This window comes from Alcaligenes sp. CHO6, assembly GCF_037120595.1.
GTDB lineage: Bacteria > Pseudomonadota > Gammaproteobacteria > Burkholderiales > Burkholderiaceae_B > Alcaligenes > Alcaligenes ammonioxydans.
Genome location: NZ_JBANCI010000001.1, coordinates 202880 through 228605, shown reverse-complemented (window position 1 = coordinate 228605; position 25726 = coordinate 202880). Strand labels below are relative to the sequence as shown.

General features: G+C 55.2%; 22 protein-coding genes and 3 tRNA genes. 3 read left to right on the top strand and 22 right to left on the bottom strand.

The annotated features are described in order from the left end of the window. Positions 1-139: 139 nt before the first annotated feature. On the bottom strand, positions 140-991 hold the full coding sequence (serB, locus tag V6936_RS01050) for a phosphoserine phosphatase SerB (protein WP_039943217.1): 852 nt from the start codon (positions 989-991) through the stop codon (positions 140-142). 169 nt (positions 992-1160) lie between these two features. Here serB and V6936_RS01045 point away from each other — a divergent pair, with 169 nt between their 5' ends. Next, complete coding sequence (locus V6936_RS01045) at positions 1161-2276, top strand: NAD(P)H-dependent flavin oxidoreductase (RefSeq protein ID WP_003801035.1); 1116 nt, start codon at positions 1161-1163, stop codon at positions 2274-2276. Between the two features lie 137 nt (positions 2277-2413). Here the strand turns inward: V6936_RS01045 and V6936_RS01040 are convergent, their stop codons facing one another. The 20 genes from V6936_RS01040 to V6936_RS00945 all read right to left on the bottom strand — a co-directional run bounded on the left by V6936_RS01040 (position 2414) and on the right by V6936_RS00945 (position 22638). Beyond that, complete coding sequence (locus tag V6936_RS01040; RefSeq protein WP_240209444.1) at positions 2414-2947, bottom strand: DUF2818 family protein; 534 nt, start codon at positions 2945-2947, stop codon at positions 2414-2416. A 12-nt stretch (positions 2948-2959) separates the two neighbouring features. Beyond that, positions 2960-4438: an NADH-quinone oxidoreductase subunit NuoN gene (gene nuoN, locus V6936_RS01035; RefSeq protein ID WP_003801040.1), complete on the bottom strand. Its 1479-nt coding sequence runs from the start codon at positions 4436-4438 to the stop codon at positions 2960-2962. Positions 4439-4449: 11 nt separating this feature from the next. Continuing rightward, positions 4450-5937, bottom strand: coding sequence for an NADH-quinone oxidoreductase subunit M (locus tag V6936_RS01030; protein ID WP_003801041.1), 1488 nt, complete (start codon positions 5935-5937; stop codon positions 4450-4452). A 4-nt stretch (positions 5938-5941) separates the two neighbouring features. Continuing rightward, on the bottom strand, positions 5942-7954 hold the full coding sequence (gene nuoL, locus V6936_RS01025) for an NADH-quinone oxidoreductase subunit L (RefSeq protein WP_003801044.1): 2013 nt from the start codon (positions 7952-7954) through the stop codon (positions 5942-5944). Between the two features lie 15 nt (positions 7955-7969). After that, complete coding sequence (gene nuoK / locus V6936_RS01020) at positions 7970-8278, bottom strand: NADH-quinone oxidoreductase subunit NuoK (RefSeq protein WP_003801046.1); 309 nt, start codon at positions 8276-8278, stop codon at positions 7970-7972. A 2-nt stretch (positions 8279-8280) separates the two neighbouring features. Continuing rightward, on the bottom strand, positions 8281-8922 hold the full coding sequence (locus V6936_RS01015; protein WP_003801048.1) for an NADH-quinone oxidoreductase subunit J: 642 nt from the start codon (positions 8920-8922) through the stop codon (positions 8281-8283). 18 nt (positions 8923-8940) lie between these two features. Next, positions 8941-9429, bottom strand: a complete 489-nt coding sequence (gene nuoI, locus V6936_RS01010) for an NADH-quinone oxidoreductase subunit NuoI (protein ID WP_003801051.1) — start codon at positions 9427-9429, stop codon at positions 8941-8943. 17 nt (positions 9430-9446) lie between these two features. Then, on the bottom strand, positions 9447-10520 hold the full coding sequence (nuoH, locus tag V6936_RS01005; RefSeq protein WP_003801052.1) for an NADH-quinone oxidoreductase subunit NuoH: 1074 nt from the start codon (positions 10518-10520) through the stop codon (positions 9447-9449). 1 nt (position 10521) lies between these two features. Continuing rightward, positions 10522-12852: an NADH-quinone oxidoreductase subunit NuoG gene (gene nuoG, locus V6936_RS01000; RefSeq protein WP_003801053.1), complete on the bottom strand. Its 2331-nt coding sequence runs from the start codon at positions 12850-12852 to the stop codon at positions 10522-10524. 14 nt (positions 12853-12866) lie between these two features. Beyond that, positions 12867-14234: an NADH-quinone oxidoreductase subunit NuoF gene (gene nuoF, locus V6936_RS00995; RefSeq protein WP_003801054.1), complete on the bottom strand. Its 1368-nt coding sequence runs from the start codon at positions 14232-14234 to the stop codon at positions 12867-12869. Then, positions 14231-14725, bottom strand: a complete 495-nt coding sequence (gene nuoE / locus V6936_RS00990) for an NADH-quinone oxidoreductase subunit NuoE (protein ID WP_003801055.1) — start codon at positions 14723-14725, stop codon at positions 14231-14233. Before nuoE ends, nuoF begins: the two co-directional genes overlap by 4 nt. 29 nt (positions 14726-14754) lie before the next feature. Next, positions 14755-16008, bottom strand: a complete 1254-nt coding sequence (locus V6936_RS00985; RefSeq protein ID WP_003801056.1) for an NADH-quinone oxidoreductase subunit D — start codon at positions 16006-16008, stop codon at positions 14755-14757. A 5-nt stretch (positions 16009-16013) separates the two neighbouring features. Beyond that, the gene (locus V6936_RS00980) at positions 16014-16625 is read right to left on the bottom strand and encodes an NADH-quinone oxidoreductase subunit C (RefSeq protein WP_003801057.1); all 612 of its coding nucleotides are present in this window, start codon (positions 16623-16625) and stop codon (positions 16014-16016) included. A 26-nt stretch (positions 16626-16651) separates the two neighbouring features. Then, the gene (locus V6936_RS00975; RefSeq protein WP_003801059.1) at positions 16652-17128 is read right to left on the bottom strand and encodes a NuoB/complex I 20 kDa subunit family protein; all 477 of its coding nucleotides are present in this window, start codon (positions 17126-17128) and stop codon (positions 16652-16654) included. A 146-nt stretch (positions 17129-17274) separates the two neighbouring features. Continuing rightward, the gene (locus tag V6936_RS00970) at positions 17275-17634 is read right to left on the bottom strand and encodes an NADH-quinone oxidoreductase subunit A (RefSeq protein ID WP_003801061.1); all 360 of its coding nucleotides are present in this window, start codon (positions 17632-17634) and stop codon (positions 17275-17277) included. A 602-nt stretch (positions 17635-18236) separates the two neighbouring features. Then, complete coding sequence (locus V6936_RS00965) at positions 18237-19412, bottom strand: porin (RefSeq protein WP_059318018.1); 1176 nt, start codon at positions 19410-19412, stop codon at positions 18237-18239. 608 nt (positions 19413-20020) lie between these two features. Then, positions 20021-20105: transfer RNA gene (locus tag V6936_RS00960), tRNA-Leu, on the bottom strand. Between the two features lie 222 nt (positions 20106-20327). Next, positions 20328-20744, bottom strand: coding sequence for a preprotein translocase subunit SecG (secG, locus tag V6936_RS00955; protein WP_003801063.1), 417 nt, complete (start codon positions 20742-20744; stop codon positions 20328-20330). An 18-nt stretch (positions 20745-20762) separates the two neighbouring features. Further along, positions 20763-21503 (bottom strand): triose-phosphate isomerase, encoded by a 741-nt coding sequence (gene tpiA / locus V6936_RS00950; RefSeq protein ID WP_003801064.1) that lies wholly within the window; start codon positions 21501-21503, stop codon positions 20763-20765. Positions 21504-21663: 160 nt separating this feature from the next. Further along, positions 21664-22638: an NAD(P)H-quinone oxidoreductase gene (locus V6936_RS00945; RefSeq protein ID WP_003801065.1), complete on the bottom strand. Its 975-nt coding sequence runs from the start codon at positions 22636-22638 to the stop codon at positions 21664-21666. 232 nt (positions 22639-22870) lie between these two features. Here V6936_RS00945 and V6936_RS00940 point away from each other — a divergent pair. Both V6936_RS00940 and V6936_RS00935 read left to right on the top strand, forming a co-directional pair. Then, positions 22871-22960: transfer RNA gene (locus V6936_RS00940), tRNA-Ser, on the top strand. Positions 22961-22972: 12 nt separating this feature from the next. After that, positions 22973-23058, top strand: a tRNA-Leu gene (locus tag V6936_RS00935). Between the two features lie 460 nt (positions 23059-23518). Here V6936_RS00935 and pnp read toward each other — a convergent pair. Beyond that, positions 23519-25657 (bottom strand): polyribonucleotide nucleotidyltransferase, encoded by a 2139-nt coding sequence (pnp, locus tag V6936_RS00930; protein ID WP_003801066.1) that lies wholly within the window; start codon positions 25655-25657, stop codon positions 23519-23521. Between the last annotated feature and the right edge of the window lie 69 nt (positions 25658-25726).

Sequence of the window (25726 nt, the reverse complement as noted above, 5' to 3'; positions counted from 1 at the left end):
CCGTAACGCCCCTGACTGATGCATTTAGGCCTGCGAACCGAAACTTCTCAATACAGCCCCACTCCGGGTGCGGATGGACTGAAGCTAACATCCACCCTCCGATTTTGTAGCGCCAAACCACGCTGACGGTTCGTGTCCCTCACACGTCCAAACGGAACCAGTTCAATACGGCATCCAAGGGAGAATGATTCAAGGCAAAGCGGGCCTGCTCCTGCACGACAGGTTTGGCACGGTAAGCGACCGAGTACTTGGCCTTGGACATCATGGGCAGATCATTGGCCCCATCACCGATTGCAATACACTGCTCGGGGCTTGCCCCCAGATCGGCAGCCAACTCCTGCAAGAAGCGCGCCTTGGCCTGCCCATCCACAATGGCACCCAAGACTTTGCCAGTCAATTTACCGTCCACCACTTCCAAGGTATTGGAGTGGGCAAAACTCAGGCTGAAGCGATCTTTCATGCGCTCCGTAAAGAAAGTGAAGCCGCCCGACACCAGCAAGGTCTTCACGCCGTGCGCATGCGCGGTTGCGATCAGGCGCTCAGCCCCGGGATTGGGCTGCAAACGCTCTTCATAGACACGGCTCAGATCGCTGACCGGCACCCCTTCCAGAAACGCCACTCGACGAACCAGGCTTTCAGAAAAATCCTTGATCTCGCCCCGCATCGCCGCTTCAGTAATCGTGGCAACCTGCTCTTTGCGGCCCGCCATATCGGCAATCTCGTCAATGCATTCGATATTTATCAGCGTGGAATCCATGTCCATAGCCAACACGCGCATATCCTTGAGGCGATCGATCTGCTCCAGAAAGGCAAAGTCCATCGCGCCGCTCTTGCACAGGGTCTGCACGTCAGCACACTGCGAGGCATCCGCACCCAGAACGCGGACTGCAGTGGGGCCCAGTTCCTGCACGCCATCGGCTTGCACCACTGCCGCAATTTTTTCGATGATGGCGCTGTCAAGGCGCGGCCCTTGAAGAATGAGATGAGACATCAGATCGTCCACAAAGCAAAAATACAGCACAGGCACTGTGCCAAAAAACCAGTATTGTAGCCTGCCAACGGTCAGTCACAGCCTGGCCTTCACGCATCCCTGTCAGTTTTCAGTCTGAACTCATCCTGCTACGATAAACGCTATTGCGAAATGACCGAGGACGCCCTCCATGTACATCTGGCCCAACCATAGCTTGCTCGATCTGCTCCACATCGAACACCCCATTGTCCAATCTCCCATGGCCGGTGCCCAAGACAGCGAGTTGGCCATCGCAGTCGCTCGTGCCGGTGGCCTTGGCTCCCTGGCTTGCGCCATGCTCAGCCCGGACCAGATTCGTGAACAAGTGGCGCTATTTCGGCAAGCCGTCTCAGCGCCCATCAATCTGAACTTTTTTTGCCATGAAGATCTGCGTTTGGAGCCAGAGGCCCTGCAGGAATGGCGCTTGCGACTGATGCCCTACTACCAGGAATATGGGCTGGACCCGAACCAGGAGCTGCCCAAGGCGGCACGCGCGCCTTTCTCGCCGGTTCATGCTGAACTGGTGGAAGCGATCCGGCCCGAGGTGGTCAGCTTCCATTTTGGCCTGCCCACCGCTGATCTGGTTGAGCGCGTCAAAAAATCCGGCGCTTTGGTCATGTCCAGTGCCACTACCACCGCCGAAGCTGTCTGGCTGCAAGAACACGGTGCCGATATCATCATCGCCCAAGGCGTCGAAGCAGGCGGCCACCGCGGCATGTTTCTTGATAATAAAGTTCATACTCAAGTGGGCACCCTGTCTTTGGTTCCTCAGATTGCCGACGCCGTAAGCATTCCTGTCATCGCGGCTGGCGGCATTGCCGACGGACGGGGCATTGCGGCAGCGCTGGCCTTAGGAGCCTGTGCCGCCCAGATTGGGACCGCCTACCTGTTCTGCCCTGAGTCTAAGATCAGCCCACTACACCGTGAGGCCTTGGGACAGAGCCGCTCGGATGGAACAGCGCTGACCAATCTGTTCTCCGGCCGCCCCGCCCGCAGTATCCGCACTCGTCTGATGGACGAAATCGGCCCATTAAGTGACAGCGCTCCTGTGTTTCCTCATGCTGGTTCCGCGCTGAGCCCCTTGCGTATCGAAGCGGAGAAACAAGGCCGCAGCGAGTTCACCTCTCTATGGAGCGGTCAAAGCGCAGCATTGGGCCGCGCACTGCCTGCTGAGCAATTAACCTTGGTACTGGCTCAAGAAGCTCAGGGCGTATGTAAACGTCTGGGTTTGGCCGGCGCGACTCATGCCCCCCTGGATCAGCCCTGATTAAGGCCAGACCTTGCGACCTGAAGGGACAGGCCCCCGTCCACACTGGCCGACAGACGGACTAAGTCACACATCCGAGACCTCCTAAAAAAAACCTCGCAAATAGTTTTGCGAGGTTTTTTTTACACGGGCCAGTCTTAATCAAATTTACCCTTGGGATGACGCATCAAGTAGCGATACACAAAGCCGGGGTAGGCCATGACCAAAAACAAAGCGAAAGTAATGGTGTAAAACACCCAGGTCTGCTTGAACGGATTACCAATGCTGGCTTCAAAGGCAAAACCAAATGCCCCCACGATACCGTACAAGGCGCACACCTCCAGAAGGCGGGACAGAAAGCCCTTGGAGATCTTTTGATGACGAGCACGCCACGCGGGAAAGAAAAACAAAGCAGCCGCTAACGCTAAGCCTAGAAGCAGCTTGCCTACCATGAGCGGCAAGGAATTCAGACCCGAGCTGGACGCAATCAAGGTGTAAATGCCCAGTCCCAAAGCCGCCAGGACAAGCAGATACACCAGACCGACTATCAGTTGCAGCCAGGGCGAAAGACCAGACCGTTCGCCCGGCAAGGACCAAGGCAATACCAGCAAGGGCTTTTCCACGAGAAACGGCAGATTAGCCGTTATCACGGAAAGAACAATCAAGACCCAGATGGAAAGGCTTTGGTCCATGGGGCTACCTATTTAAAACTGCAAGGAAGACTGGATCACGCGAATGCAGGTATCCATCAGACCGCCGGGCAACAAACCCAGGCCGATAATCAGCACACCATTTACCAGCATGACCAGCTTGGTCAACAAACCGGTTGCCACCGGATGCTCTTCCCCTTCGGGCTCGTCGAAGTAAACCACCTTCACAACGCGCAAATAGTAGAAGGCGCCGATCAAGGACATGATCACGGCAAACACGGCCAGCCAGATATAACCTGCGCCCACCACCGCCTGCAGCACACTGAGCTTGGCGGCAAAACCGGCCAGCGGAGGAATGCCAGCCAGGGAGAACATGGACAACAGCCAGACCAATGCCAGGCCGGGATTGCGACGGTTCAGACCTTTGAGATCGCTGATGTTTTCACATTCAAAACCGCGACGGCTCAGGATCAGAATCAGACCGAAGGTGCTCAGCGTGGTCAGCACGTAGATCACCACGTAGAACAGCGAGGCACCATAGGCTTGAGAGTGAGTCTCGCCGTCAAACACGCCTGCCAGCAAGCCCAGGAAAATGAAACCCATGTGCGAGATGGTCGAATACGCAAGCATACGCTTGAGATTCTTTTGCATGATCGCAGTCAGGTTACCCAAGGCCAGCGACAGCACAGCCATGATCAGCAACATAGGCTGCCAATCCACGGCAATACCGTGCAGGGCTTCAACCAGGAAACGCATGGTTACCGCAAACGCAGCCAGTTTGGGAGCAGCACCGATAATCAGGGTGACCGTGGTCGGAGCGCCTTGATAGACGTCCGGTGTCCACATGTGGAAAGGAGCGGCCGTCAATTTGAAAGCCAGACCTGCCACCACAAACACCACACCGAAGACCAGCGCCAGACGCTCGGCCTGACCATTGGCAATCACTTCAGCAATGCGTGGGAACTCCAGATGACCGGTAGCGCCAAAAATCATGGACATACCGTACAGCAAGATACCCGATGCCAACGCACCCAGAACGAAGTACTTGAGCGCTGCTTCGATGGACTGACGATGTTCGCGACGCAAGGCAACCAGTGCGTACAGCGCGAAGGACATCAACTCCACACCCAGATAGGCGGTCAACATGCTGTTGGCCGAAATCATGATCATCTGGCCCAGCAGAGCCATCAGAGTCAGGGTATAGAGCTCACCGCCACGCTCCATCATGTCACGCTGTTCAGCGTACTCACGACCGTAAATCAGGGTAGCGGCCACAGCGGCACACGAGAGCAGCTTCAGGAAGTGCGCCATTTCGTCAACGACGAACAGACCACCGAACGAGACGCCGTTCACACCCTTGGACCATTGCCAGGCCACACTGGCCGCAACCACGGCAAGCGTCAGCAGGCTAAGAACAAAGGTCGAGTGGCGCTGTTTGTGTGTGCTGAACGCATCAAAAATCAGCACACACGAAGCCAGAACCAGGAGCAGGATCTCGGGCAAAGCCAGAGAAAAGTTAAAGGTAGTATCCATAGTGATTCGGCCTACAGTTTCGAGATGGAGACGTGTTGCAGCAACGCTTCAACCGAAACGTGCATGACCTCGGTGAATGGCTTGGGATACACACCCATGCCCAACACCGCAATCGCCATTACGCCAAGAACGAAGAACTCACGGCCGCTCAGATCGCTCATGCCAGCCACCTTGTCATTACCCACGGGGCCAAAAGCCACGCGCTTGAGCATCCACAACGAGTAGGATGCACCGGTAATCAAAGCAGTGGCTGTCAACAAACCGATCCAGAAGTTGTATTCGACCGCACCCATGATGACGGTGAACTCACCGATAAACCCGCTGGTGCCAGGCAAACCACTATTGGCCATGGAGAACAGCACGAAGAAGGTGACAAAGCGCGGCATAACCTTGACCACACCACCGTAATCGGCAATCTGGCGGCTATGCAGGCGGTCGTACAAGACACCAATACACAGGAACATGGCGCCAGAGACAAAACCGTGCGAGATCATTTGCATGATCGCACCTTCCATCCCCGTGGTGTTGAACACGAAAAAGCCCAGCGTGACAAAACCCATGTGAGCCACAGAGGAATACGCCACCAGCTTTTTCATGTCGTCCTGAACAATGGCAACCAGACCGATATAGATCACCGCGACCAGGGACAGGGCAATGATGATGCCGGCCAGACCTTGGGAGGCATCAGGCGCAATCGGCAGGGAAAAGCGCAGGAAGCCGTAAGCACCCAGTTTCAGCATGATGGCAGCCAGAACCACGGAACCGCCCGTGGGCGCTTCCACGTGAGCATCGGGCAACCAGGTGTGAACGGGCCACATAGGCACTTTCACGGCAAACGCCATAAACAGCGCAGCAAAGATCATCACCTGCGTGGTGTAATCCAGCGGCACTTTGTGCCAGGTCAGGATATCGAAGGTACCGCCAGACACATTCCACAAATAGATGAATGCAATCAGCGTCAGCAAGGAACCCAGCAGGGTGTACAGGAAGAACTTGACCGAGGCATAAACGCGGTTGGGGCCACCCCAGATACCGATGATCAGATACATCGGGATCAGCGTGGCTTCAAAGAACACGTAAAACAGCAAGCCATCCAGAGCCGCGAACACACCTACCATCAGACCCGACAGGATCAGGAAGGCGCCCATGTACTGGGCCACACGGCTGGTGATCACCTGCCAGCCCGCCAGCACCACAATCACAGTGATGAAGGCGGTCAGCAGAACAAACCACATGGAAATCCCGTCCACGCCAAGGTGGTAATTCACCTTGAAGGCGTCAATCCAGGGAGCCAGTTCGACAAACTGCATGTCAGCCGTGGCGGGATTAAAGCCCGTGTACAGAGGAATCGTGACAATCAGACCGGCAATCGAACCCAGCAGCGCCAGCCAGCGGGTGAAGGTGGGACGATCATCACGCCCCAGAGCCAGCACCAACAGGCCAGCGACGATAGGTACGAAAATCGCCAGCGTTAACCAAGGAAGAGTAGAAGACGCCATATCGCTAGCCATTTACCGAACTCGCCAGTACAAAAAAGGTTAAGAGCGCCAGAATCCCGAGGATCATGGCAAAGGCATAGTGGTAGACATAGCCGGACTGGATATGACGGCTGATTGCAGCCACCCAGCCCACCACGCGCGCACTACCATTGACCACCAGGCCGTCGATCAGGCCACGGTCAGCACCTTTCCAAAGGCCCGTACCCAGGCAGCGAACGCCGCGAGACAGCACCTGCTCGTTGAACCAGTCAACGTAGTACTTGTTCTCCAGGATACGGTAGATAAAAGAGCAGTTCTTCTTGATGGCTGCAGGCAAGGCAGGATTGACCAGGTACATGTACCAGGCTACCACCGCACCAGCCACAACCAGCCAGAATGGCAAGGTCACAAAGCCGTGCAGAGCGTAAGCCATCCAGTCAGTCCAATGGCTGGCCAGGGTCGCCATGGCAGGATGATCCGGCAGAACCGTCACAATACCGTCAAAGTAGCCACCGAACAGCAAGGGTTCAACGAACCAGATACCGGCGAAAATGGACGGAATGGCCAGCAGAACCAAAGGCAGTGTCACCACCCAAGGCGACTCGTGCGGATCACCACCATGAGCGTGATGATCGTCATGACCATGATGCTCATCGTGCTTGACGTCACGGAAGCGCTCTTTGCCGTGGAACACCAGGAAGTACAGACGGAAGGAGTACAGCGAAGTGACGAACACACCGATCAGTGTGGCGTAGTAAGCGTAGGTCGAACCCCAGATACCGGCGTCGCCTGCCGCTTCGATGATGTGCTCTTTCGAGTAGAAACCCGAGAAGAACGGCGTGCCCACCAGAGCCAGCGTACCGATCAGGAACGTCAGCCAGGTGATTGGCATGTACTTGCGCAGACCACCCATGTTGCGGATGTCCTGATCGTGATGCATGCCAATGATGACCGAACCAGCACCCAGGAACAGCAAGGCTTTGAAGAACGCGTGCGTCATCAGGTGGAACACCGCCGCCGAGTAGGCCGACGCACCCAGAGCCACGGTCATGTAACCCAGCTGGGACAAGGTGGAGTAAGCCACAACACGCTTGACGTCGTTCTGGATAATACCCAGCAGGCCCAGGAACAAGGCACCCGTAGCACCGATCACGATAATGAAGGACAAGGCGGTCGTCGACTGCTCAAAGACAGGCGAGAAACGGGCCACCATGAAGATACCGGCCGTCACCATGGTCGCGGCGTGAATCAGCGCCGAGATAGGAGTGGGACCTTCCATGGAATCTGGCAACCAGCTGTGCAAAGGCACCTGAGCCGACTTACCCATGGCACCCACAAACAGGGCCAGGGCGGCCACCGTCAGCAATTGCCAGTCAGTACCGGGGAATGTCAGGGTACTCAGTTCCTGAACCTTGGCGAACACGTCGCTGTAGTTCATCGAACCGGTGTAGGCATAGAGCAGACCGATACCCAGGGCAAAGCCGAAGTCACCCACACGGTTGACCAGAAAGGCCTTCATGTTGGCAAAAATAGCGGTCTTGCGCTCGTACCAAAAACCGATCAGCAGGTAGGACACCAGACCCACCGCTTCCCAACCGAAGAACAGCTGCAGCATGTTGTTGGACATGACCAGCATCAGCATCGAGAAGGTAAACAGCGAGATGTAGGAGAAAAAGCGCTGATAGCCCGGATCGTCCTTCATGTAGCCAATGGTGTAGATGTGAACCATCAGCGACACGGACGTCACCACGACCATCATCAGGGCGGTGAGCTTGTCGATCAGAAAACCGATATCCCACTGAATGCTGCCAATGGTGATCCAGGTGTAGACCGGACCATTGAACGTCTGGCCTTCCAGGACCTGCAGCAAGACCATGACCGAGCCGATAAAGGAAATCAGCACGCCCGCGATCGTGATCAGATGAGCGCCTGTCTTGCCGACAAATCGACCCAGAAAGCCGGTACCGAACAAACCGGCTAGCGCCGAGCCCACCAGGGGAGCAAGCGCAATCGTTAAGTAAAGATTTATGGAGTTCATTAGTGTGCTATCCCATCAACCCTTGAGCTGGTCGAGATCCTGGACATTGATCGAATTAAGGTTACGGAACAACAGAACCAGAATTGCAAGACCAATGGCCGCCTCGGCCGCAGCGACCGTCAGGACGAAAAAGACAAACACCTGACCTGCCTCATTGCCCATCCACGTGGAGAAGGCCACGAAATTCATGTTGGCCGACAAAAGAATCAGCTCAACAGACATGAGCAAAACAATCAGGTTGCGACGGTTCAGGAAAAAGCCAAACAGGCCAATCGTGAACAGCACAGCGCCCAGGACCAAATAGTGCGCAAGCGTCAGCGTCATCATCATTTGTCTCCTGGCACGACAGCGTCAGCCGAACTGGACACCGACGGCTTTTCGGTTTGAGAAGGAATGGAAACCATGCGCAGACGGTCTTTCGAGCGAACCTTGACCTGTTCGCTGGAAACGGTGCGTTTGACGCCTTCACGTTTACGCATCGTCAGTGCAATGGCCGAGATCATGCCAACCAGCAGCACAATACCGCCCAGCAAAACAGCCAGGACGTACTGGGAATACATCAGCTCGCCAATAACGCGCGTGTTGTTGTAATCCGCAGCCACGGCTGCAGCAGGGGCAGTGGTGAACCACAGCTTGGTCAGCACAAAGCCCATTTCCAGAACCATGATGGCGCCGATCAACAGCCCCATAGGCACGTAAGCCTTGAATTTCTGGGCAGCGGACTCCTGACGCACATCCAGCATCATGATGACGAACAGGAACATCACCATCACGGCACCCACGTAGACCACAACCAGCAGCAGGCCCAGGAACTCGGCCCCCATCGTGATCCACATCATGGCAGCGGTGAAGAACACCAGAATCAAATGCAATACGGCTGTAACCGGGTTCTTGGCGGCGATCACGCGATACGCGGCCACCACCATCACCAGCGCCAGCACATAAAACAGAACAGTAGTAAATAACATGAGTGTAGAGCTCCGGCCTTAGCGATAAGGTGCATCTGCGGCACGACGACGAGCGATCTCGTCTTCGTAGCGGTCACCGATAGCCAGCAGCATGTCCTTGGTGTAGTACAAATCGCCGCGTTTTTCACCGTGGTATTCGTGAATATGCGTTTCCACGATCGAATCGACCGGGCAGCTTTCCTCACAGAAACCACAGAAAATACACTTGGCCAGATCGATGTCATAACGTGTGGTGCGGCGGGTGCCGTCCTCGCGCTCTGCCGATTCGATGGAGATGGCCATGGCGGGACAGACGGCCTCGCACAGTTTGCAGGCGATGCAGCGCTCCTCGCCGTTCTCGTAGCGACGCAAAGCGTGCAGACCGCGAAAACGTGGCGAAGCGGGCGTGGTCTCAACGGGGTAACGCAGCGTCACTTTACGCTTGAAAAAATACTTCCCCGTCAGGCGCATGCCTTTGAGCATCTCGGACAGCATCAGGCTGCCGAAGAAATCTTTGATTGCTTCCATAATCTTGCCCCTTAGCCTTAATGCCAGATGTTCCAGGGCGTCTGCATCCAGATCGCCACAATAACCAGCCAAACACCGGTCAGCGGGATAAATACTTTCCAGCCCAAACGCATGATCTGGTCATAGCGGTAACGTGGGAACGTCGCACGGAACCAGATGAACATGGAGACGACGACAAAAGTCTTCAGCCCCAGCCACAACCACCCCGGAATCCAGGTGAAGGGAGCGAACTCGACAATCGGAGTCCAGCCACCCAAGAACATGATGGACGCCAGCGCCGACAGGAAAATCATGTTGGCGTACTCACCCAGGAAGAACAGAGCGAAACCCGTACCGGAGTACTCCACCATGGGACCGGCCACAATTTCCGATTCGCCTTCCACCACGTCAAAGGGGTGACGGTTGGTTTCAGCAACAGCGGAAATCACGTAGATTACAAACAGTGGCAGCAAGGGCAACCAGTTCCAGGACAGGAAGTTCAAGCCCTTGTCCGCAAAATAACCCTGGGTCTGACCGACCACGATGCCCGACAGATTCAAGGTGCCGGAAACCAGCAACACCGTGATCAAGACAAAACCGATGGCCAATTCGTAGGACAGCACCTGAGCAGCTGCACGCAGACCGCCCAGCAAGGCGTACTTGGAGTTGGATGCCCAACCCGCCACGATCACACCATACACACCCAGCGAGGTGATCGCCAGAATGTAGAGCAGACCGGCGTTCACGTCAGACAGCACCACATCGGGGCTGAAAGGAATCACAGCCCAGGCGGCCAGAGCGGGCATCAGCGTCACGACGGGTGCCAGCAGGTACAGGACCTTGTTGGACTTCGCAGGAACGATCAGCTCTTTGGTCAAAAGTTTGAAAACGTCAGCAAAAGGCTGCAGCAGGCCGCGGTAACCGACACGAGTCGGTCCCAGACGAACGTGCATGAAGCCAATCATCTTGCGTTCCCAGTAGGTCAGGTAGGCAACACACAGAATGACGGGCACCGCAATAGCGACAACCTTCAGCAGCGTCCACACCACATACCATGCGTCCGGACCCAGCAGGTCCGTACCGTAGCTATTGATGGCAGAGAGAAAATCCATGTTATGCACGCTCCACTGTCAATTGACCGAATGCACTACCCAAAGCGGCAGTTTCAGAAAAAGCGGTGGCAACACGCACCGAGTTCAATGCCACGGTGTCATCCAGTTGAGCAGGCAAGCTGACTTCGCCTTGCGACGAACGAACCTTCACCAGATCACCGTCAACCAGACCCAACTGAGCCAGGGTGGCAGCAGCCATACGAGCTGTGGGCGGTGCCGAAGCCGGTGTTTGCTGAAGCGGAGCCGAACGACGTACCAGTGCATCGCTACGGTAAATAGGCACATCAGCCACACGCTCCAGGCCACTGCCTTCAGGCAGAACGCTGGCAGCCAGATTGATCTGATTGGACAGACGCGATTCCACACCGGCAGCCATGACAGAGTCACGCACCGACTCGGAGGTTTCGTCATCGAAACCGTCCAGCTGGAACAGATTGCCCAACACACGCAAAACTTTCCAGGCAGGACGTGTATCACCCACGGGAGCGGCTGCCCCCTTGAAGCTTTGTACACGGCCTTCGGCGTTGACAAAGGTGCCAGAGGTTTCAGTGAAGGGAGACACGGGCAACATTACATCGGCCCACTGCTCGGCAGCGGAACGATACGATGTCAGCGCCACCGAGAACGTAGCGGACTTCAATGTCTCGACAGCACGTTCGCCCAGATCGCTGTCCAGAGCAGGCTCAACGTTCAGAACCAGATAAGCACGCAAGGTTTGAGCCAGCATTTGCTCGGCGGTCAAGCCACCCTTGCCCGGTACGGCGTTAGCCAGATAACCACCCACGGTGTTACCACCCGCAGTCAGGAAACCCAGCTTGGCACCGCTAGCCTGTGCAATCGCATGAGCGTTGGCCGCAATCACGCTGGCCTGATCCGAGTTGACCGCCATATTGCCCAGCAGGACAGCGACACGCTCGCCAGACACCAGGCTGTCAGCGATCTGCTGAGCCTCAGCAGACACCTGCACGCTTTCCAGACCAGCAGGAACCGCAGTCTCCTTGGCCTTGGCAACCGCAACCAGCACTTGAGCCAGAGAATTGGCCAACTGGCTTGGAGCCACGGTCATACGACCAGCAATCGCATTGAACAATGGATTATCGGCAGCCGAATCGATAAAAGAAACCTGTGCCCCCCGTTTGACAGCCTGGCGCAGACGCTGAGCCATCAAGGGATGATCTTTACGCAGGAAGGAGCCCACAACCAGAACGCGATCCAGCTCGTTCAAGGCAGTCAGAGGCATACCCAACCAAGGTACACCGGCCAAGGCGCCATCCAGACGGGCATCGGTCTGACGCAGACGGAAATCTACGTTTTCAGTACCCAGAGCACGGCCCAGACGAGCCAGCAAAGCCAGTTCTTCAGTGGTGGAAGTCGCCGAACCAATACAGCCCAACTGATCCGCACCAAACTTCTCGCGCACAGCGTTCATGCCAGCCACAATGGTCTGCATGGCGTCGTTCCACGAGGCCTCGCGCCACTGGCCGTCATCACCACGCACCATGGGACGGGTCAGACGATCTTCGGTATACAGGCCTTCGTACGAGAAACGGTCACGGTCGCTGATCCAGCATTCGTTGACTTCCTCGTTCTCGAAAGGAACGACACGCAGCACTTTGTCCATCTTGGCCTGCAGCACCAGGTTGGCACCCACGCTGTCGTGCGGGCTAACGCTGCGACGACGGGCCAATTCCCAGGTACGGGCATTGAAGCGGAACGGCTTGGACAGCAAGGCGCCAACGGGGCAAACGTCAATCATGTTGCCCGACAGCTCGGACTCCACTGCGCGACCCACAAAGGTCGTGATCTCGGCGTGTTCGCCTCGGTTGAGCATGCCAACCTCTTGCACACCGGCGATTTCTTCGCCTGTCCGAACACAACGCGTGCAATGAATGCAACGCTGCATGGCATCCGTGGAGATCAGCGGGCCCATGGACTTGGCAGCCACAACGCGCTTCTCTTCCTTGTAGCGCGACTCGGAGCCACCGTAACCCACGGCCAGATCCTGCAGTTGACACTCTCCCCCCTGGTCGCAGACAGGGCAATCCAGAGGGTGATTGATCAACAGAAACTCCATGACGCTCTTTTGAGCGGCAATGGCTTTTTCCGAACGAGTACGCACAACCATGCCGTTGGTGACGGGAGTGGCACAAGCAGGCAAAGGCTTGGGCGCTTTTTCCACATCCACCAAACACATGCGGCAGTTGGCGGCAATACTCAGTTTTTTGTGATAACAGAAGTGCGGCACGTAGACCCCGGCGTCATGGGCAGCCTGAATGACCATGCTGCCTTCCGGGGCGTCAACTTTAATGCCATCGATGGTGAGTTCTACCATTACGTTGTCCTGGCCTACAAATATTGAGGCACCACACAGCCTTTATGCTCGATGTGGTGTGCGAACTCGTCGCGGAAATGCTTAACGAAACTGCGCACCGGCATGGCAGCAGCATCACCCAGGGCGCAAATGGTGCGACCCATGATGTTATGTGCGATGTCGTCGAGCATGTCCAGATCTTCCGGACGACCTTGACCGTTCTCGATACGATGCACCATACGCCACAACCAGCCTGTGCCTTCCCGGCACGGCGTACACTGGCCGCAACTTTCGTGATAGTAAAAATAGGACAGACGCAGCAGGGACTTGACCATGCAACGTGTCTCATCCATCACAATGACGGCACCCGATCCCAACATGGAACCCGCCTTGGCAATCGAGTCGTAGTCCAGATTGGTGGCCATCATGATGTCAGCCGGCAAAACAGGCGAACTGGACCCACCCGGGATCACCGCCTTCAGTTTGCGACCATCACGCATGCCGCCAGCCAATTCCAGCAAGGTGGCAAACGGTGTCCCCAGAGGCACTTCGTAGTTACCGGGACGCTCTACGTCACCGGTAATGGAGAAGATCTTGGTACCGCCAGCGTTGGGGATACCTACTTCCAGGTATTCCTGACCACTGTTGCGCAAAATCCAGGGAACGGCCGCAAAGGTTTCGGTGTTATTGATGGTCGTTGGCTTGCCATACAGACCAAAGCTGGCGGGAAAGGGAGGTTTGAAACGGGGCTGACCCTTCTTGCCTTCCAGAGACTCCAGCAAAGCGGTTTCTTCACCGCAAATGTAGGCGCCATAACCGTGGAACGCATGCAGCTGAAAGCTGAAGTCCGAACCCAGGATCTTGTCACCCAGGAAACCGGCCGCACGGGCCTGCTCCAGCGCTTCTTCAAAACGCTGATAAATTTCGAAGACCTCACCGTGGATGTAGTTATAGCCAACGGTAATGCCCATGGCATAAGCCGCAATAGCCATGCCTTCGATCACGATATGCGGGTTGAAACGCAAAATGTCGCGGTCTTTGAAAGTACCTGGCTCGCCCTCGTCCGAGTTGCAGACCAGGTACTTCTGGCCTGGCAGGCTGCGGGGCATGAAGCTCCACTTCAGACCCGACGGGAAACCTGCGCCACCACGACCGCGCAAGGCCGAGGTCTTGACCTCTGCGATCACGTCTTCAGGCTTCATGCCGGTGGTCAGCACCTTGCGCAAGGCTTCGTAGCCACCGCGCTTGACGTAATCTTCCAGGCCCCAGTTATCGCCATTCAAGCCAGCCAGAATCTGCGGCTGGATGTGACGATCATGAAAAATCATGCTGCGCGACAGGTCGCCACCAGGGTTGGGTTCCAGTCCCTGTGCGAACTTGCGCAGAATGTCCGGTGCAATCATGCCGATTCTCCGTATGTCTTCAATTCTTCGAGCATGGCATCAATGCGCTCGGCTTCCATGCGCACGCACATGTGCTGATTGTTCAGCAACATGACGGGCGAATCACCACATGAACCCATGCACTCCCCCATGATCAGGGAGAACTGGCCATCTGCCGTGGTTTCACCGTAATCGATACCCAGCTTCTCTTTCAGGTACTCGCCGGCCTTGACGCCATCACGCAGCGCACAGGGCAAGTTGGTGCAAACGGAAATGGTGACGCGGCCAACGGGTTTGGTGTGGAACATGTTGTAGAAGGTCGCAACCTCCTGCACGGCAATAGGCTCCACGCCAATGTATTGGGCAACATCCTCGATAATTTCTGGCGATACCCAGCCTTTTTCCTGCTGGGCGATGGCCAGGGAGGCCATGATGGCAGAGCGACGTTGATCTGCCGGGAACTTGCTCAGTTCCTTATCTATCTGTTGGTAGGCTTTTTCGGAAAGCAACATAATTCGGTTCCGTTTTTCCAGGCGCGACCTTAACGGTCGATCTCGCCAAACACAATGTCCTGCGTGCCGATGATCGTGACCGCGTCGGCAATCATGTGACCGCGGCTCATTTCATCGAGGGCCTGCAAGTGGACGAAGCCCGGAGCACGGATCTTCATGCGGTAAGGCTTGTTACCACCGTCAGATACCAGATAAATGCCAAACTCGCCCTTGGGATGCTCCACACCGGCATACACTTCGCCAGTAGGCACGTGCATACCTTCGGAGAACAGTTTGAAATGGTGGATCAAATCCTCCATCCCGGTTTTCATGCGTTCGCGCGAGGGTGGCGCCACTTTGTGGTTATCCGTGATGACAGGGCCGGGATTGTTGCGCAGCCACTGGACACACTGACGGATGATGCGATTGCTCTCGCGCATTTCAGCGATACGAACCAGATAGCGGTCGTAAGAGTCACCGTTGCGACCCACGGGAATATCAAATTCGACGCGATCGTACACTTCATAGGGCTGCATCTTGCGCAGATCCCACTCCACGCCCGAACCACGCAGCATGGGGCCGGTAAAGCCCAGCGCCTTGGCACGATCGGGATCGACCACGCCCACACCCACCAGCCGCTGCTTCCAGATACGGTTATCCGTCAGCAGGGTCTCGTACTCGTCCACACAGGCTGGGAAGCGATTGGTGAAGTCCTCAATGAAGTCCAGCAGCGAACCCGAACGGGCTTCGTTCATGGCCTTCAATTCTTTGTCGGAACGGTACTTATTGGCCTTGTACTGAGGCATCGTGCCGGGCAAGTCGCGGTACACACCACCTGGACGGTAGTAAGCGGCGTGCAACCGAGCGCCAGAGACTGCTTCATAGCAGTCCATCAGATCTTCGCGTTCGCGGAAAGCGTACAGGAACACCGCCATCGCACCCACGTCCAGCGCATGCGAACCGACCGACATCAGGTGGTTCAGAATGCGGGTGATTTCGTCAAACATGACGCGGATGTACTGAGCGCGCAAAGGAACCTCTACGCCCACCAGACGTTCCACGGCCATGCAGTAGGCGTGTTCGTTAACCATCATGGACACGTAGTCCAGACGATCCATGTAAGGCAGGGTTTGCAGGAAAGTGCGGTGCTCGGCCAGCTTCTCGGTGGCGCGGTGCAACAGACCAATATGGGGGTCGGCACGCTGAATAACTTCGCCGTCCAACTCGAGCACCAAACGCAACACGCCGTGCGCAGCCGGGTGCTGAGGACCAAAGTTCAGGGTGTAGTTTTGAATTTCTGCCATGATGCTTATCGCCCAATTCCGTAATCATCCTCGCGCACCACTCGCGGCGTGATCTCACGCGGCTCAATGGTGACGGGCTGGTAAATGACCCGCTTCTGCTCGGTGTCATAGCGCATTTCGACGTAACCGGAGATGGGGAAGTCTTTGCGGAACGGGTGACCGATAAAACCATAGTCGGTCAGAATGCGACGCAGATCAGGGTGGTTCTCGAAAATAATGCCGTACAGGTCGAACGCCTCGCGCTCGAACCAGTTCACCGAAGGCCAGACCTCGAACAGGGTCGGCAATGTTGGAAAATCATCGTTGGGCACAAAGCAGCGCACACGCAGGCGCCAATTGTGCTTCAAGGACATCAGGTGCAGCACAACGGCAAAGCGATGAGGGAACTGACCCGCAGCCGCCTGATAGGTAGGCGCTTTCCAGGCGGAGTAATCAATCCCGCACAGGTCAATACAGGTTTCAAAGCGCAAATCAGCATGGTCGCGCAGCAAGGTGCAGGTATCAACCCACGCATCAGCCGGCACTTCCAAAGTGAGCTCATTGCGCGCTTGCGTCAACGCAGCCTGCTCGCCCAGGATGGAGAGCAGGTTGGTTTTTAAAGTTTCTAGCCGTGTCATAGTCTTGTTTAGCCTGTTCTAACCGTTCAGCGTGCGATGGTATTGGTCAAGCGGATCTTGTTCTGCATTTGCAGCAAGCCGTAAACCAAGGCTTCAGCGGTCGGAGGACAGCCCGGCACATACACGTCCACCGGAACGATGCGATCACAACCGCGCACAACCGAATAGGAGTAGTGGTAGTAGCCGCCACCATTGGCACAGGAGCCCATGGATACGACCCAGCGTGGCTCGGCCATCTGGTCGTACACCTTGCGCAAGGCAGGCGCCATCTTGTTGCACAGGGTACCCGCCACAATCATCAAGTCAGACTGACGTGGGCTGGGACGGAAAATAATGCCAAATTGGTCCAGGTCATAACGAGCCGCACCAGCGTGCATCATTTCCACTGCACAACAGGCCAGACCAAATGTCATGGGCCACATAGACCCTGTTTTTGCCCAGTTCAGAAACTTGTCTGCACTGGTCGTCACAAAACCTTCTTTGAGAATGCCGTCGATAGCCATAGTAGTTGCCTTTTGCCGGATCAGAGCCAGGGAAGACCCGGCCTGTCCTGTTGCTGACCAAACCCGCTGTCATCAAGACGCATCCTCGTGCCCCTTATGCCCAGCAGCAGACGCGAAAACCCTCAGGCGGGTTCTCTGTGGATGGGTTACTCCCAGTCCAGAGCGCCTTTTTTCCATTCGTAGATAAAACCGACCGTCAAAACGGCCAGAAACGCCATAACGGTCCAGAAACCAACCAGGCCTACTGTTCCATTGGCCATGGCCCAGGGAAACAGAAAAGCGATTTCCAGATCGAACATGATGAACAGAATCGCGATCAGGTAGTAACGGATATCCACCTTCATGCGCGAATCGCCGAATGCTTCAAAACCGCATTCGTAAGGAGAGAGCTTTTCAGCATCGGGCCGGTTGGGACCGAGCACTCGACCGACCAAAAGTAGCGCCAGGCCAATCCCAGTGGCAACGATGATAAATAGCAAAACGGGAAAGTACTCTTGCAGGTTCATGCAAAGCATCCAATCGCAGTAAATAAACTCTTGGATTGTAGCATTTTGAGAGCACAGTTTTGGGGGATAACCCCAAAGCATTACATCTATGCGCGGGTGTTGCACCCACGCCGCAAAAACTGTCAGCTACCTGACCAAAAACCCTTCAACTATTGATTATTTATTCTATTAAGGGTTGCGATTTAAGATCATGATTACCCATCTTACTCCGTTTTGTAAGGAAAATGTCAGCAATTAGGCATTAGAAAACAAATTTTCCTTATTAATTTGTAAGCAAGAAAAACACAGCAGATGCCTGTCGGCCCCAAAAGCTCCACTCCAACATCCAGCACAAAATACACTCAAGCCCGATATAGCCCGGCATGCACACCTAAAGCTTTCGGCCAGCCCAAAACCTGCCGTCTACGCATATCCTTCCACACATCCAAACTCGCAGCCGCAGCTCAAACCTACCGCAGCCGGCAACCGACTTCCCATGCGCGCACCCTCCTACAAACCAGCAATAAAAAAGCCATCCCGAAGGATGGCTTTTTTTACTTCTGCAGTTCAGGCAAGTCCTAAGACCTGCCCTTCGCAACGCGTAGACATGCTACGCGAAACGATTAGAACTGGTGACGCAGACCAACGCCGACCAGAGTCGACTTGCCGTCTGGCAAGAAGTGAACGTTCTTGGCGTAGGAACCAATTGCGTACACGTTGGTGCGCTTGCTCAGTGGGTGGCTGTAACCCAGGCTGAAAGTGTGCTGTTTCTTCATTTCCCACGAAGCACCGGTGTTAGCCAATGCGTCTGGAGCCGAACGAGGATCAGCCATCGTCCAGGAACCCATCACAGTACCGGCACCAACTGGAGCGGACAAGCCGACCAGGTAGGTGTTAACTTTCAGGCCTTTCAGGTTGCTGGTGTCAATGCCAACACCGCTGAAGGACTGAGCTTCGAACAGACCGTCACGAGTTTGACCGAAAGCCAAGTGAGCTTTCACAACTTCAAAGTCGTAGCTACCGCCGATGTTCCAGGACTTGACAGTGTCGCCGCCAGTCACAGGAGCACCAACTGCAGCGCGGTTTTCACGAGTCTTGTACTGATCGTATGTCAGAGCAACACCGATAGGGCCGTTAGCGTAACGCAGACCGGTAGTGATACCGCGCTGGTTGCGCTCCAGACCATCTTCAGGGCTTACGCTGTTGGTGATCTTGTACTCTTCAGGACCATTGGTGTTGAAGGAGTAACCAACGCCGAACTGGAAGCCGGAGAAGTTAGGGGTTTGGTACATGACCATGTTGTCGTAACGAACGGTGTTAGCAGCTGTGAAAGCAGCACCGATGTTAGCTTGGTCGAAACCACCGCCGAATGGATCGGCTACGCCTGGCAGGTACTTGGAGGCGATGTTAGTTTGACGACCGAAGTCCAGTTGACCCCAGCTGTCACCAGCCAGACCCAAAGTGGCTTGACGACCGAACAGACGGTCACCTTGCTTGTGGGTACCGGTACCCAGATCGAAACCGCTTTCCAGAACGAACACAGCACGCAGGCCATCACCCAGATCTTCAGAACCCTTCAGGCCCCAACGGTTGCCGGACTGGATGCCATTGATCATGCCGGTTTTCTTCTGGCTGATAGACTCCATACCATCACGGTTAGAAGCATAAGAATCAACACCTTTGAACTTCTGGTAACCGATACCACCGTCCAGAATACCGTACAGGGTGACAGACGTTTCTGCGTGTGCGACGCCAGCGAAGCCGGCCATCAGAGCAGCAGCGAGCAGAGTCTTTTTCATGTAAGAAATCTCCGTAGATTTGAGTAAATCAGAGCAGCCCAACTACAACAGTGCTGCTGCTCTTTCTAACTCCGCGATGGGAAGTTAACGTTATTGCATCAAAATTCCCGTCGCTTGACTACGAAAGCCTTCGGAAACGTGAATCTTTGTGCACAGGCTGTTGGCTATACACAACAAAAACCTGTTTAAAGAGGCTTTCCTGGCCGCTTTGAGTGAAGGCGACAATTAGCGGGCTAAGCCGGAAATCATCTTAAGAACTTGCTTTAAGTCCTTACAGCAATGCATCGCCAATACTGGATTCTGACAAAATAGAGCCGACCCCGCCAGAAAGCGCAACCACCCACCCACGCCCCCATCACCTCTCCAGCAAAGCCTCCATCCAAGACATCGGGTTTTCAGCTTTTCCATAATGCGGGAATTTTTACGAGGGCCAGCCTGACCGCTATCAAATGAGCCAGGAAAGCGGTGAGACGAGTCCAAATCGCTCCACATTCCACACCCTCACCCCCACCGCACCGACAGCCTGGCGTCAAAAAAAGCAAAAAAAAACCTGTCCTTTTCAGGATCAGGTTTTATTTCAAAGCCGCACAAGCGCACAGCTTTTTGTTTGGTGCCGACGACGAGACTCGAACTCGTACAGCTTTCGCCACTACCCCCTCAAGATAGCGTGTCTACCAATTCCACCACGTCGGCAAGCAATCAAGACAGCGATATTAGCACGATAAAAGTGAGACTGTCAGCACAAAACAGCCTAAAACACTTAAAAAAGCCGGTACTGGGGCATATTTCACACAATCAGCCATAAACAACAAAGCCCGCCTTGAGGGCGGGCTTTGTCTGCTTACTTTTCAAACTGCCTTGTGATCTTTCCAGCCTCTTATATAGAGAGACCAAATGCTCACAAGCCAGTCGCATTTACTTTGCCGCAGGAGTCGCGGGTACTTCCTGACTTTCCGAAGCTGCTGGAGGCACAGCTGCCGGTACGGACGCTGCAGGCGCGGGCGCTGGAACTGACGCTGCCCCCGTTGGAGCCGCACCCGGCACAGAGGATTCGTAACCTTGCATCACACCTGCGTCTGCCTTTTGCGCAGGATGGTGAGCCACCCATGCCAAACCGCCAGTAGAAGCAAAAAAGACGATAGCCGCCCATTTGGTCATACGCGACAGGAAGTTGGCCGCACCCGCAGCGCCAAAAACGCTACCTGCGGAACCACCACCAAAAGCAGATCCCATATCTGCGCCCTTACCCTGCTGCAACAGAACCAGACCAATAATCAACAGCGAGGAGATAACCTGCACCGCCATCAGAACGGAAGACATCCAATCTTGCATTTAAAGACTCCAGACCCTTTAAGCGGCCACAATACGTAAAAATTCTTGCGCATCCAAAGATGCACCACCCACCAAGGCACCATCAATATCCGGCATGGCAAATAGCTCAGCGGCGTTATCAGCCTTCACACTGCCACCATACAAAATGCGCACCTGATCCGATTCCATATAGGCACGAATCTGTTGGTGCATTTGCTGCGCTTGCTGCGGCGAAGCCGTCAGACCCGTGCCAATAGCCCACACGGGCTCATAAGCCAACACCAGACGAGACACGATCTGCGCGCCCAGCGCTTTAATCGGTTCGAGCTGGTCCTGTACCACGCAGACCTCCTGCCCTGCCTGGCGATCAGCTAACTGCTCACCAACACAGACTATCGGCGTCACGCCCGCATCCAAGGCAGCCAACACCTTGGCCGCAACCTGAGCGCTACTTTCCTGATGATACTGCCGACGCTCAGAATGCCCGACAATGACCCAGCGGCAACCGATATCGGCCAGCATCGCTGCCGAAACTTCCCCGGTGTAAGCTCCCTTGGCATGAACACTCACATCCTGAGCACCGACAGCAATAGCCGATCCTTTCAGGATACTCACCGCCTGAGGCAAATACACGTAAGGAACGCATACAAGCACATCACACTCTGCCTGCATCTCAGGCCGAACAAGCAGTTCTTGCAGCAGACGGCTGTTGCCATCAAGCGAGCCATTTAATTTCCAATTGCCCGCAACCAGTCGTTTACGCGAAGAATGTACGCTCATTGCTCCCTTGATGCCAGTCAGAAAGTTACACCAACGCCTACAAATCAAGGCGCAGCTAACCGGCTATTGTAGCGCGAGCCAATCCTTTACGCGCATCTTTAGCTGAAAATTCCTTTCTTCAGCGCTAGAAAACGGGTGGCCGTGCCACCCTTTGCTGCTTTTAGGGAACAAGAATGATCTTGCCAACCTGCTCACCCGCCTCCATCATGGCGTGCGCCTCACTGGCTTTCTCCAGGGGGAAAGTAGCGTGAATCAACGGTCGTACCCGCCCGGCCTCGAGCAAAGGCCAGACATGCGTCCTCAGGGCCCGCGCCAACTGGGCCTTGAACGTAACGGGCCGAGAACGCAGGGTAGAGCCGGTAATCGTCAGGCGTCGGCGCAAAATCTCACCACAATTAATGGTCGCCTTCACGCCACCCAACATCGCAATAATGACGATGCGGCCATCGTCCGCCAAGCAAGCCAGATCGCGATTGATATAGTCACCGGCGACCATATCCAAAATCACATCTACGCCACGGCCTTCTGTTTTGCCTTTAATGACTTCTTCGTAAACCTGTGTTTTGTAGTTGATACCAATTCCGCCGAGACGATTGATGGCTTGCACACGCTCATCGCTGCCCGCCGTGGCATAAACCTTATGCCCTAGCGCCACAGCAAGCTGAATGGCGGTGGTTCCAATACCACTTGCTCCACCGTGAACCAGCAAGGTTTCGCCTGCGCTTAACTGCCCACGCTCAAATACATTGCTCCAGACTGTAAAAAAGGTCTCGGGCAAACCGGCCGCCTCCAGCACACTGAAGCCGGCGGGCACCGGCAAACACTGCTCTACCGGGACCACGCAGTACTCGGCATAGCCGCCACCGCTTACCAGCGCACACACCCGATCACCTATCTTGAACTCACTACCCTGCAGATCGCCGGACACGATTTCACCCGCTACTTCAAGCCCTGGAATATCAGAAGCCCCAGCAGGTGGCGGATAGGCGCCGGCACGTTGCAACACATCAGGCCGATTGACACCCGCCGCCAACACCTTGACCAATACCTCCCCGGCACCCGCCTGCGGCATCGGTCGCTCGCCAATTCGCAATACTTCTGGTTTTCCAAACTCGGTAATTTCCACTGCTCGCATGCCTGCTCCCTGTGATATCTCTACTATTTGCTTATCGCGGCCCGGATAGAAAACACCATGCGGCCACCATACCTGCTGCAATCTATCATATGCGCCGCTACAGGTGCCCGGCTTCGTAGAGGAAAACCGATTATTTCCATGACGTTGGCGAATTTATACGTTACACTTTAAGGCTTTCCTGGCCGCGGTGCTTAAAGGCACTAGTATGCGTCCAGTAAAAGTGCGATTGATAGGAAGCGTGCCAGAGCGGTTGAATGGACCGGTCTTGAAAACCGGCGATGGGGTAACCCATCCGTGAGTTCGAATCTCACCGCTTCCGCCATCAACTCCCGCTGCATCCATGGCGGAATTGGTAGACGCAAGGGACTTAAAATCCCTCGATCCTTGATCGTGCCGGTTCGATTCCGGCTGGATGCACCATATATTCTCGATAGTGGCGGATATCTTCGCCCGCGATAAAAGCATCCGTTTTTATTCGCTCATAGCCTCTGTCCAGTCATAAAAAACCCGCCCTAAAGCGGGTTTTTTTATGTCGACTCCCGGCCGAAAGCCAAGCCTGCGATGCAGGCACTTAGCAGGCACTACTTCAAGCAGCAGCCGCTCACCCCCAATGTCCTCCCCTACCCGCATCGTACACACCAAGGCTGGCCCCTGCTAAGCCCCATGCAACACAGGCACAACAAAAAGCAGGGATGCCACCAGCAACCTCCCACTAACTGCCACTGCTACTGCTACTGCTACTGCTACTGCATAAATAGTGTAGTCACCCAGACTTCCGGCACTGCACAGCACGTGCTGCCTTTGTTCTGTCTTACAGATGGCCGGGCACAAAAAAACCCGCCTTTAAGCGGGTTTTTCTTTCATCAAACAGCAGACGCTATCAAGAAGCAGCAGGAGCAGCCGGGCCGCCTTGAGCTTCAATGCCACCAATAGCCTTGATCGAGAGACGCAGACGACCTTTCTCATCAGCCTCAATGATCTTGACCTTCACAATCTGGCCGACTTTCAGTACGTCATTGATATTGGCAATACGGTAGTTGGCAATCTCAGAGATATGCAGCAAACCGTCACGACCTGGCAGAACCTGAACGATCGCACCAAAATCCAGCAAGCGCATCACTGGGCCTTCGTATTCCTGACCCACTTCAACTTCAGCCGTCAGTTCTTTGATACGACGCTCCGCTTCGCGAGCCTTGTCCAGATCAGCGCTGGCGATGGTAATCGTACCGTCGTCCGAAATATCGATCTGCGTGCCCGTCTCTTCGGTCAGAGCGCGGATGGTGGCACCACCCTTACCAATCACGTCACGAATCTTCTCGGGGTTGATCTTCACGGTCAACATGCGAGGAGCAAATTCGGACATCTCGGTACGGGAACCGTCGATGGACTCTTTCATCTTGCCCAGGATGTGCATACGGCCTTCATGGGCCTGAGCCAATGCAACCTGCATGATTTCCTTGGTAATGCCCTGGATCTTGATGTCCATCTGCAAAGCAGTAATACCTTTCTCGGTACCGGCTACCTTGAAGTCCATATCACCCAGGTGATCCTCGTCGCCCAGAATGTCGGTCAGTACGGCAAACTTGTTGCCTTCCTTGATCAGACCCATGGCCACACCCGCCACGTGATCTTGCACCGGAACACCCGCATCCATCATGGACAGAGAGCCACCGCACACGGACGCCATAGAAGACGAACCGTTGGATTCGGTGATCTCGGACACCACGCGGATGGAGTACTGGAAATCCTCAGCTGCTGGCAGCAAAGGGGTCAGAGCACGTTTGGCCAGACGACCGTGACCAATCTCACGACGCTTGGGGGCACCGAAACGGCCGGCTTCGCCGGTAGCGAAAGGAGGCATGTTGTAGTGCATCATGAAGCGATCGCGGTACTCACCCATGATCGAGTCAATAATTTGCTCATCTTGCTTGGTGCCCAGCGTCGTCACCACCAAAGCCTGGGTTTCGCCACGCGTAAACAAGGCGCTACCGTGAGCACGAGGCAATACGCCCAAACGGATGCTGATAGGACGAACAGTGCGGGTATCGCGACCGTCAATACGGGACTCGCCACTCAAGATGCGCGAGCGCACAATCTTGCTTTCCAGATCAAACAGCATGTTTTCAACAGCCACCATGTCAGGCTGTTCCTGACCGTTAGCCTCTGCTTGAGCCAGAACGGTTTCTTTGGCGTGGGCGTATACCGCGCGAAGCTGCTCCGTGCGAGCCTGTTTTTCACGCGTTTGATACGCTTGCTTCAAACCTTCCTCGGCAGCGGCGCTAACCGAAGCCAATAGGCTTTCGTTGACAGCAGCCGGCTGCCAATCCCACTCGGGCTTACCTGCTTCCTCAACCAACTCATGAATGCAGTTGATGGCAGCTTGCATTTGCTCATGAGCAAACACCACACCGCCCAGCATGACTTCCTCAGACAATTGCTTGGCTTCGGACTCAACCATCAAGACAGCTTGTTCGGTACCGGCAACCACCAGATCCAGATCCGAAGACTTCAGCTGAGTGGCCGATGGATTCAGCACATACTGACCATCGATGTAACCAACGCGCGCCGCGCCCACCGGACCATTGAAAGGAATACCCGAGATGGCCAGAGCAGCGGACGCGCCAATCATGGCAGCGATGTCTGGGTCAATTTCAGGGTTGACCGATACGGTGTGAATGATGACCTGAACTTCGTTGTAGAAGCCCTCGGGGAAAAGAGGACGCAAGGGGCGATCGATCAGGCGGGAGATCAGGATCTCGCGCTCGGACTGACGACCTTCACGCTTGAAAAAACCACCGGGAATTTTGCCGGCAGAGTAGGTTTTTTCAACGTAATCCACGGTCAAAGGAAAAAAGTCCTGACCGGCTTTCGCTTTGCTGGCGCCCACAACGGTGGCCAGCACAACAGTATCTTCGATGGAAACCAGCACGGCACCTGACGCCTGACGTGCGATTTCTCCGGTTTCCAGCACAACGGTGTGCTCACCGTACTGGAAAGACTTGGTGACTTTATTGAACATTAGGAGAATCCTTACAATAAAAAAACCGTGCACACAGCGAAACCAGTTCGCCGAATGCACGGTTGTTTA